The sequence below is a fragment of the Azospirillum sp. UENF 211521 genome (genome assembly GCF_058780535.1).
Genome location: NZ_JBSNCF010000003.1, coordinates 21,567 through 31,562, shown reverse-complemented (window position 1 = coordinate 31,562; position 9,996 = coordinate 21,567). Strand labels below are relative to the sequence as shown.

Genomic DNA, 9,996 nt, shown 5'->3' with positions numbered 1-9,996 from the left:
TTACTTTTCTAATAGTTTCTTGCTCTGCAAGAAAACACGCATATGTCGATCGGAAGCAAACATATTGCACGGGCAGGTATCGTCCGGAGATTGAAACCAAAACCGAAGGTTAGCACAGGAGCGGGAAAGCCGCGCTCAATCGGAACGAAAAAGGAATGATTGCCGTGGCATGACGGCCGAACGGCCAGCGCCGCCGCAAGGATCGGTCGGGCAGCGGGGTAGCTTTCAACAGCCCCCTCCGTTCGCCGATGTGCGCTTGCATGCCGCCGGAAGCCGCCGGATGCCCCCACGGCGGCGACTCGGCCTCCACCGCGAACGGCGAGGCCCCCCGGGAGAGCGAAGGCGCCGGCCAGCTCCCCCGGTGTGCTCACTGCGCGGCGTCGGGCACCAGGCTGTCGACGATGCGCACCAGATCCACCACCGACCGCACCCCCATCTTGCGCATGGCTTGGCCGCGGTGCAGCTTCACCGTCGCTTCGCTGAGGTCGAGGTCACCGGCGATCTGCTTGTTGCGCAGGCCGGACACCACCATCATCGCGACCTCGCGTTCACGCACGGTCAGCGTGTCGAAGCGGGCGCGCTGGGCGACGAGGCTGCGCTCCTGCTCGCGCTGCTCGCCATGCCGGGCGATGGCGGCGTGGATCGCGTCCAGCAGGTTCTGGTGGTGGACCGGCTTGGTCAGGAACTCGAAGGCTCCCGCCTTCATCGCGCGGACCGACATCGGAACATCGCCATGCCCGGTGATGAAGATCACCGGAAGGCTGTTGCCGCAGCGCGCCAGCTCCGCCTGGAAATCCAACCCGCTGCGGCCCGGCAACCGCACGTCCAGCACCATGCAGCCGACGTCGATGGCCGGTTGCCGGTCGACATACTGCTGCACCGATCCGAAGCTCCGAACCGGCAGGCCGACGGAGTCGAGCAGCCCCTCCAGCGCTTCGCGGACGGCTTCGTCGTCGTCGATGATCACCACGGTCACCGTTGGTTCGGCATCGCGCGCGCCCATCAGGCTTCTCCCAGCGCGACCGGAAGCACGGCTTCGAACACGCTGCCGCACGGTGTTCCCGGGGTCGCTGTCAGCCGCCCGCCATGCAACTCCACAATGGACCGGCTGATCGACAGCCCCATGCCCAGCCCGTCGGGCTTTGTGCTGTACAGGGCACGGAACAGGACCTCCGGATCGGTGTCCGCGAGGCCCGGCCCGCTGTCCTCGACGCGGATGGCGATCCCGTCGCCGCCGCCGGCCGTCGCGACGCGCAGACGCCGCAGCGGCAGGCCGGGGTCGGCCATCGCTTCGATGGCGTTCATCACCAGATTGAGGATGAGCTGCTGCAACTGCACCCGGTCGCCATGGACCCGCGGCGGGTCCGCCCGGACATCGGTTTCCAGGGCGATGCGGGCGCGGCGCAGCTCCGCCCGCACCAGCGCCAGCGTCTCGACGACGAGGGCGTTGACGTCGACCCATCCCGGATCAGCCGGGGCCCGCCGCGCCAGCGCGTGAATGCTGCGGACCACGTCGCCGGCCCGCTGGGCGTCGCGCACGATCCGCTCCGCCACGGCGCGGGTCTTGCCGAGGTCGGGGGCCGGCTGCGACAGGTGCTGGAGGCAGGTGCCGGCGTTGGTGATGATCGCCATCAGAGGCTGGTTCACCTCGTGCGCGACGGCGGCGGCCAGCTCCCCCATCATGGTCAGCCGGCCGACATGGGCGAGGTCGGCCTGGGCCTTGCGCAGAGCCTCGGCAACGCGGCGGCGCTGGGTCAGGTCGCTGAACACCAAGATGGAGCCCACCACCTCCCCGCGGTCGTCGATGATGGCGGAGCAGCGTTCCTCCACCACGATACCGGCCACCCCGGTTTCAGCCGTCTGGGGCTGGCCCGCCTGGGATTCAGCCGCCTGGGGCGGAGCCAGCGCCGTTTCACCGCGGGGCAGCAGGCGGGACAGCCGTTCCGGCGGGGCGTGGGCCCCCCGGTGCCGGACAAGGGCGGAGAAATCCTCCTGCGGCTCCTGCGTCTCCTCGTCCAGGGCGATGAAGACAGCGGTGAGCGGCTTTCCGGCCGCTTCCGCCGCCGTCCAGCCGGTCATCGTCTCCGCCACCCGGTTCATGAAGTCGACGCGGCCGTCGCGGTCGCACAGGATCACGCCGTCGCGAATGCTGGCGAGCGTGGCGGCGTAGCGCCGTTCGCTCATCCGCAACTTTGCGTCGCTGGCCTGCTTGTAGAGCGCCATCTGGATGACCGTGCGCATCTGCGGTTCTTCGAGGGGCTTCAGCAGATAACCGAAGGGTTCCGTCCGGCTGGCGCGCTCCACGACGTCGTCGTTGGCGTAGGCGGTGAGGAAGACGACGGGGATGCGCTGGGCCTCGCGAATCCGGCGGGCTGCCTCGATCCCGTCCATCTCCCCGTCCAGGCGGATATCCATCAGCACCAGGTCGGGCTGGTGGTGGACGGCCAGCCGCACCGCCTCCTCGCCGCTGGTCGACAGGCCGACCACGACATGGCCCATTCGGGAAACCTGGTGCTGGATATCACGCGCGACGATGCGGTCGTCTTCAACGATCAGGATACGGGCCGCAATCATTCATGTCCCCGATGACGCCCCTTCAAGGGAAAGGCGACGACGAATTCTGTTCCTGTGCCGGGGTTGTATTCCAACGAACCGCGCAACTGTTCGGTCAAGTCGGCGATCAGTTGGAAGCCGAGCGTGTCCATCCTATCGGGATCATACCCACCGGGCAAGCCCACGCCGTCGTCACGTACGGTCAGCCGGCACTCCCGTCCATCCACCGCGAGGACCACGCCCAACACCCCACCCCGCCCACCGGGAAAGGCGTGCTTCAGGGCGTTGGAAACCAGTTCGTTGACGATCAGGCCGCAGGGCACCGCGCGGTCGAGGTCAAGCTGCAGGTCGGCCATCTCGGTCACCAGCCGCACCGCGCCGGCCTGCCGGGCATAGGCGCGCAGCAGATGGGCGCACACCGATTCCAGATGCTCGCGCATCGGCACGCGCGCGAAGTTGCCGAGGCGGTAGAGGTTCTCGTGCACCAGCGCCATCGACCGCACGCGATCGCGGCTGTCCGCGAACAGGGCTGCGACCGCCTCGTCCTCGATCCGGCGGGCCTGGAGGTTGAGAAGGCTGGTGACCAGCTGCAGGTTGTTCTTCACCCGGTGATGGATCTCCTTCAGCAGCGCCTCCTTCTCGTCCAGCGTCGCGGTCTCCAGCGCCGCCGCGGCCTGGGCTCCGAGCAGCGTCAGGATGCTGACCCGCTGCGGCGTGAAGGCGTGGGTGGCCAGCGCGTTCTCCAGATGCAGCAGCCCGACGACGCGGCGGCGGCGGACCAGCGGCATGCACAGGATGGAGCGCGCCTCGGTCTGACGGACATAGGGATCGCCGGAGAAGGGACCCGACGCCCGCGTGTCGTCGACGATCACTGCCTCCTGGTCGCGGATCGCGCCGTGGACGACGGCGTGGGGCAGCGGGATGCGCGCGGCATCCTCCCGGACCAGCCGGACCGACACGCCATAGAGTCCGGTCGTCGCCTCCGCCTCCACCCGCAGCCCGTCGCCGCGGGCGAGGATCAGCAGGCCACGGCTGGCCCCGGCATGCTCCAGCACCAGGGTCAGCAGGGTGGTGGTGAGCTGCTCCACACTCGCCTGGTCGGCGACCGCGCGCAGCGTCCCAAGGAGCGCCGCCGGATCGAGCCCGTCGAAGCCCCGCGGCGCCTCCGGCAAGGCCGGCTCGACCGTATCCAAGGCAAGGGCGGGATGGCGCCCGGCCAGCTGCGCCACCTTGGCGGTGGCTCCCCACCGCGCATAGGCCTCGGCCGCGTCGCGGATGCAGGCGCGCTCCAGCGTCGCCACCCCCAGCCGACGGTAGTGGCCGGCGGCGCGTTCGTGGGCCAGCGCCTCCACATGCGGCAGGGCGCTGCGCCGGGCCGCCTCGACCGCGCGGTCGTAGCCGCGCATCGCCTCCTCCGTCCGCCCCTCGGTCCGCGCCGCCTCCGCCTCGACGAGAGCGAAGCGGGCGGCGAAGCTGTCGGGGCCGTGGCCCGCCCAATCGCGCAGTTGAGCGCGATGCCGGTCCAGCGCCGCGGCGTGGCGGGCGCGCCGGTCCGGTGGGGCGTCGTCCATCGCCCCGGCCCGGGCCAGGGCGGCGTGGAAGTGGAATTCGGCCATCTCCCAATGGCCCGACGTGGTCCACAGCAGCCCTTCCGCCCGTTCCGCCGCCTCGACCGCCGCCGTCATCGCGCCGGCGACGCAGCGGAGCTGGAGGGTGCGGATCCAGTGCCAGCAGGTGGCGATGTCCAGGCTCGGGTTGGCCAGCAGCCGCGCCTCGAAGGCGGCGTTGTCGAAACCCTGCCCGTCGAAGGCGTCGAGCGCGTCGGTCTGGCCGCGCAAGGCCCGCATCAGTTGGAGCTGGGTGGTCAGGATGTCGGCGCAGAGCCCGAACCTCACCTGCCGGACATGGGCGAGGCGCGCCTCGGCCGTGCGCTGGACCATCGCCAGCGGATCGCCCGACGCCAGCATGCTGGTGACCAGTGTGACGCTGGTGAAACCGCCATAGGTGACATCGCCGGCCTCCCGCGCCTCGTCGAAGGCGCGCAGCAGCAGGGCGCGCTCGCTGCGGATGTCGCGGGTCCAGGGCACGACATGATAGGCGAAGGTCATCAGCACCCGCGCCCGGTAGCGCGTCGGCCCCTGCCGCTCCGCCAGATCGTAGCCGAGGCGGCCGAAGTCGTAGCCGGCGGCGTAGTCGCCGAAACACGGGCCGGCCATCATGCCGAGATAGGCGAAACCCAGGGCGGAGGCGTCGCTGCGCCCGTTCCGCAGGGTCAGGTTGGCCATCCGCCCGAGGATCAGGCAGACGAGGTTGCGGTCGCTGAAGAAGGCCGGCGGCAGGGCGGCGGCCAGCACGTCCAGCGTCGCCCGGCTGTCGGGATCGGGGTCGGCGTCCAGCGCGGCCAGCGACGCGATGGGCCGGCCGGCGATGGCCGCCCGCAGCCGCTCATACTCCTCCTGGGCCAGGGCGGCCGGGGGATGGGCGGGCCAGTCGATCCCCACCCCGCGCAGATAGGCCAGACAGGACTCGACGGCGCGGTCGCTGCGGTCGATGGCGGTGAAGACGGTGACGAGCAGCGCGGTGATCGCGGCGCGGTCCGCCGGCGCCCCGGCCCGTCCGGCAAGGGCGAGCAGACGCCGCTCCGCCTGCTGCAGGTCGCCGCAGAGGAACTCGCATTCCGCCCGGAGATGCTCCAGCGCGAAGGCCAGCCGCCCGGCCTCCGGCCCGTCCAACGGTTCTTCCACCGGCTCTTCCACCGGCCCGGCCCCGCCGCCCTCCAGCAGGCGCAGGCCGCCCAGCGCGTGGGCCAGCGCCGCGCCGTGGGCGCTGGCCGCCTTGGCCTGATGGCCGGCGGCGAGGTGGAGCGCGGCCACCTCCGCCCGCTCCCGCCCGTCCCGGACCAGGGAGAGGCAACGGTCGTACTGGCCGACCACCGCGAACAGCCGCTCCCCCGTCAGGTCGGCCGCGAAGCCGCGGCGCAGCGCGCGGGCGATGCCGAGGTGGAGCGGGCCGCGCAAGTCCTCCGGCACCAGGGCGTAGGCCCCCTCCTGCACCCGGTCGTGGAGGAAGCGGACCCCGTCCTCGCCGCGCAGGATCAGCCCCTCGGCCAGCACCGGCTCCAGGTGGCGCGCCGTCTCCTCCTCGGTCAGACCGGCGGCGAGGGCCAGGGTGGACAGCCGGACGGCGGCGCCGAGCGCGGCGTGGCGGAACAGCAGGTCGCGCGCCGGCACCGGAAAGCGGGCCAGCCGCTCGCCCATCAACGTGGCGATGCCGGACCCCGCCGGCGCCCGCTCCACCGCCGCGAGGTCCCAGTCCCAGCGGCGGGCATCGCGGTTGAACCACAGCCGGCCGGAGCGCTCCAGTTCGGTCAGCAGCTGGACCGCGAAGAAGGCGTTGCCGCCGGTCCGCTCCTGCAGCCGGTCGGCGAGCGCCGCCACCTCGTCGGGCCGGCGGTCCAGACCGTCGGCGATCAGGCGGCGCAGGTCGTCGGAGGACAGCGGCCCCAGCGCGATCCGCTCGCCGTCGATCGCGGCACCGGCCGCCGCGACCCGGCCCATCAGCGCCTGCAGCGGGTGGCCGTCTCCGACCTCGTCGCTTCGGTAGGCGCCGACCAGCAGCAGATGGTCCATGCCGCCATCGGCGACGAGACGGTCCAGCAGATCCAGCGTCGCGCCGTCCAGCCATTGCAGGTCATCGAGGAACAGGACCAGGGGATGGTCCGGACGGGCGAAGCACTGCAGCACGCGCCGGAACAGCAGGTCGAAGCGGTTCTGGGCCTCGCGCGGCGGCAAGGGTGGGACGGCGGGCTGCGCGCCGATCAGCACGGCGAGATTCGGGATCAGCGCGGTCATCAGGGCGCCGCCCTCGCCCACCGCCTCCGCCAGGGCGCGGCGCCAGTGCTCGCGATGCGGGGCCGGCAGCGCCAGGATGCGGGCGACCAGCCCGCGAAAGGCCTCCGCGAGGCTGGCATAGGGACGGTCCCGCTCGCCCTGGTCGAACTTGCCGCCGGCGAACAGGCCCTGCGGCGGCACCACACGCCCCTCCAGGGAGCGGGCGACCGCCGACTTGCCGACTCCTGACCGGCCGGCGATCAGGACGATGCCCATCCGGCCGCGGGCGGCGACCCGCTCGAAAGCGGCCTCCAGGACGGCGGTCGGCTCGTCCCGCCCGTAGAGGCCCGGCGGCGGCACCAGCCCCTCCGGCAGATCGCGGCGGCCGACCGGAAAGGCGGAAATTCGACCCTCCGTGTCCCAGAGCCGCAGCGCGTGGCCGAGGTCGCGGACGAGGCCGTCGGCGGTCTGGTAGCGGTCCTCCGCCATCTTGGCGAGCAGCCGCAGCAGGATGTCGGCGATGGCGACCGGCAGGTCGGGCGCGTGGCGGGCCGGCGGGATGGGGGCCCGCGCGAGATGGCAGTGCACCCATTCCATCGCATCGCCGGCCGCAAAGGGAAGCGCGCCGGTGAACAGTTCGTAGAGCGTGACGCCGAGCGCGTAGAGGTCGCTGCAGCGGTCGACCGGCCGGCCGGTCCGCCCCGACTGTTCGGGCGCCATGTAGGGCAGCAGCGCGTCCGGCCGCTCGTCGGCCCGGGACGGCGATGGCGGCACGGGCACGGGACAGGCCCGGCCAAAGCCGGTCAGGCGCACCGCGCCGTCGTCGTCGACCAGCAGGTTGAACGGCCGCAGATCGCCGTGCATCAGGCCGCGGCGGTGCAGCTCCGCCACCGCCTCCGCGATGCGCAGCGCCAGGGCGAGCCGCTGGCGGAAGGGCATCACCGGCACGGACAGCGCCGAGAGCGGTTGGCCGCCCGGATCGGCGAGGGTCAGGACCGGGGCCATGCCATGCGGCAGAAGGTCGAGCGGCTTGACCGCCCAGGCGGGATCGAGCTGGCGGGCCAAGGCGTGCTCCCGCCGCAGCCGGTCGAGCGCGGCGTCGGACCGTCTCACCGGAGCGCCCGGATCTGCCGGACCGCTTGGCGGAGTCACGGCCATGCGGGCGAGGATGGGAAAGGGCCGGTCCGGCCGCGTCACGCGCAGCAGCCGGCTTTCCCCATCGCTGCCCAGGACGCGGCTGCCCGAACCGGCTTCCATCAGATGATCGACGCTGAGTTCCATGGATCGGTCCCTTTTCCCCGGCCCCATGGTAGCGGCATTCCGCCGCCAAGGGGGACTCCGCCGAGGACGGCTCCGCCGGCCGTTTGCCCGGTCTTGACCGGCCACCGCCCACACTTAGCTTTGCTTGCGGCCCGATCGGCGCCGGCATCCCGCCGTCGACGGTCCCCGACACCCAGGTCCGGCTGCAGGAGAGCGCCATGGTCGACGCCATCATCATCGGAGCCGGCCAGGCCGGGCCACCGCTCGCCGAGCGCCTCACCGCCGCCGGCATGACCGTCGTGGTCATCGAACGCAAGCACTTCGGCGGCACCTGCGTGAACACCGGCTGCACCCCGACCAAGACGCTGGTCGCCAGCGCCCGCGTCGCCCGGATGGCCCAGCGGGCCGCCGAATACGGCGTGATGCTGGACGGCCCGGTGCGCGTCGACATGGCCAGGGTCAAGGCGCGCAAGGACGCCGTCTCCGGCCGGTCGCGCCAGAACGTCGAGCGCTGGCTGCGCGGCATGCCCGGCTGCCGGGTGCTGCAGGGCCATGCCCGCTTCGAATCCCCCAACAGCGTGCGCGTCGGCGACGAGGTGCTGACGGCGGAGCGCATCTTCATCAACGTCGGGGCACGCGCCGCGGTGCCGGACATGCCGGGGGTGCGCGACGTCGGCCTCCTGACCAGCGGCACGATCCTCGACCTCGACCATGTTCCGCGCCATCTGGTGGTGGTCGGCGGCAGCTACATCGGCCTGGAATTCGCGCAGATGTACCGCCGTTTCGGCGCCGAGGTGACCGTCGTGGAGAAGGGCGACCGGCTGATCGCGCGCGAGGACCCCGACGTTTCCGCGGCGATCCGCGACCTGCTGGAGGCGGAGGGGGTGACGGTCCGCCTGTCGGCCGACTGCATCCGCTTCGCCCCGCACGACGACGGCGTGGAGGTGGGCGTGACCTGCGCCTCCGGAGCGCCTTCGGTGGTGGGAAGCCACGCGCTGCTGGCGGTGGGGCGCCAGCCCAACACCGACGACCTCGGGCTCGACCGCGCCGGGGTGGCGACCGACGCCCGGGGCACCATCACGGTGGACGACACGCTGCGGACCAACGTGCCGGGCATCTGGGCGATGGGCGACTGCAACGGGCGGGGCGCCTTCACCCACACCGCCTACAACGACTTCGAGATCGTCGCGGCGAACCTGCTCGATGGGGATCGGCGCAGCGTGGACGACCGCATCCAGGCCTACGCGCTCTACACCGACCCGCCGCTTGCCCGCGTCGGCATGACCGACGAGGCGGTCCGCCGCTCCGGCCGGCGCGCGCTGGTCGGCATGCGGCCGATGACCCGCGTCGGGCGCGCGGTCGAGAAGGGCGAGACACAGGGCTTCATGCGGATCGTCGTCGACGCCGACAGCCGGGAGATCCTGGGCGCCGCCATCCTCGGTCCCGGCGGCGACGAGGCCATCCACGGCGTGCTGGACCTGATGTACGCCAAGGCGCCCTACCCCACCTTGCAGCGCGCCGTCCACATCCACCCCACGGTGGCTGAACTGCTGCCGACCCTGCTGGGCGAGCTGAAGCCGTTGGACTAGCGGCCCGACGGCGGTGGTGTCGACAATGGCGGCGGCGCAGGGCAGTCCTGCGCTGGCGCAACGGCAAAATCCTTGACCGCCGCGCCCCCCGGTTTATTTTGGATCACATGATCTAAAACACCGGGAGGCGGTATCCATGGCTCGGCCGCGGACGTTCGATGAGACGGCGGTGCTGGACGCGGCGGTGGACCGCTTCTGGACCCAGGGGTACGAGGCGACCTCCACCCGCGAGCTGGCGGACAGCATGCGCATGACGCTCGCCAGCATGCACAACGCCTTCGGCGACAAGCGGGCGCTGTTCCGCCGCGCCCTGGAGCATTACCTGGACGGCTCGTTGCGCGCCCGCATCGCCCGGCACGAGGCGGCGCCGTCGCCGGCCATGGCGATCGCCGGTTTCCTGCGCGAAAGCATCGAGCGCTCGCTCGGCGACGGGTGCCGGCGCGGCTGCCTGCTGGTGAATTCCGCGCTGGAGGTCACGCCGGACAACCCCGACCTGCGCGACTTCCTGAACGAGGAACTGACGACCATCGAGGATTTCTTCCGCCGCTGCCTCGACAGGGGGCGGCGGAGCGGCGAGATCCCGGCCGGCATCCCCGAGGGCGACGCGGCCCGCCTGCTCTTCTCCACCCTGCTGGGCATCCGCGTCCTGGCCCGCATCCGCCCCGAGCGCGACCTGCTGGAGGGGGCGGCGCGCGGCGCCCTGGCCAGCCTGGGGCTGCCGCCGATGCCGGACTCCTGAGCCGGAGCACGGCCCCGCCGCGCCG

General features: G+C 72.0%; 5 protein-coding genes. 2 read left to right on the top strand and 3 right to left on the bottom strand.

The features are described from left to right. Positions 1-367: 367 nt before the first annotated feature. The 3 genes from ACWPN5_RS25125 to ACWPN5_RS25115 are packed head-to-tail and all read right to left on the bottom strand — an operon-like array spanning position 368 to position 7,664. Entirely contained in the window at positions 368-1,003 is a 636-nt protein-coding gene (locus ACWPN5_RS25125; RefSeq protein ID WP_200477699.1) for a response regulator transcription factor, read from the bottom strand. Then, a complete protein-coding gene (locus ACWPN5_RS25120) occupies positions 1,003-2,574 on the bottom strand; it encodes a response regulator (protein WP_492298053.1) in 1,572 nt (523 codons plus the stop codon). The genes ACWPN5_RS25125 and ACWPN5_RS25120 overlap by 1 nt, the downstream gene beginning before the upstream one ends. Continuing rightward, complete coding sequence (locus ACWPN5_RS25115; protein ID WP_492298051.1) at positions 2,571-7,664, bottom strand: AAA family ATPase; 5,094 nt, start codon at positions 7,662-7,664, stop codon at positions 2,571-2,573. The genes ACWPN5_RS25120 and ACWPN5_RS25115 overlap by 4 nt, the downstream gene beginning before the upstream one ends. A 197-nt stretch (positions 7,665-7,861) precedes the next feature. Between ACWPN5_RS25115 and ACWPN5_RS25110 the strand changes: the two genes are divergently transcribed. Further along, entirely contained in the window at positions 7,862-9,232 is a 1,371-nt protein-coding gene (locus tag ACWPN5_RS25110; protein ID WP_492298050.1) for an FAD-containing oxidoreductase, read from the top strand. Between the two features lie 136 nt (positions 9,233-9,368). Next, positions 9,369-9,971: a TetR/AcrR family transcriptional regulator gene (locus ACWPN5_RS25105; protein ID WP_492298048.1), complete on the top strand. Its 603-nt coding sequence runs from the start codon at positions 9,369-9,371 to the stop codon at positions 9,969-9,971. Positions 9,972-9,996: the final 25 nt, after the last annotated feature.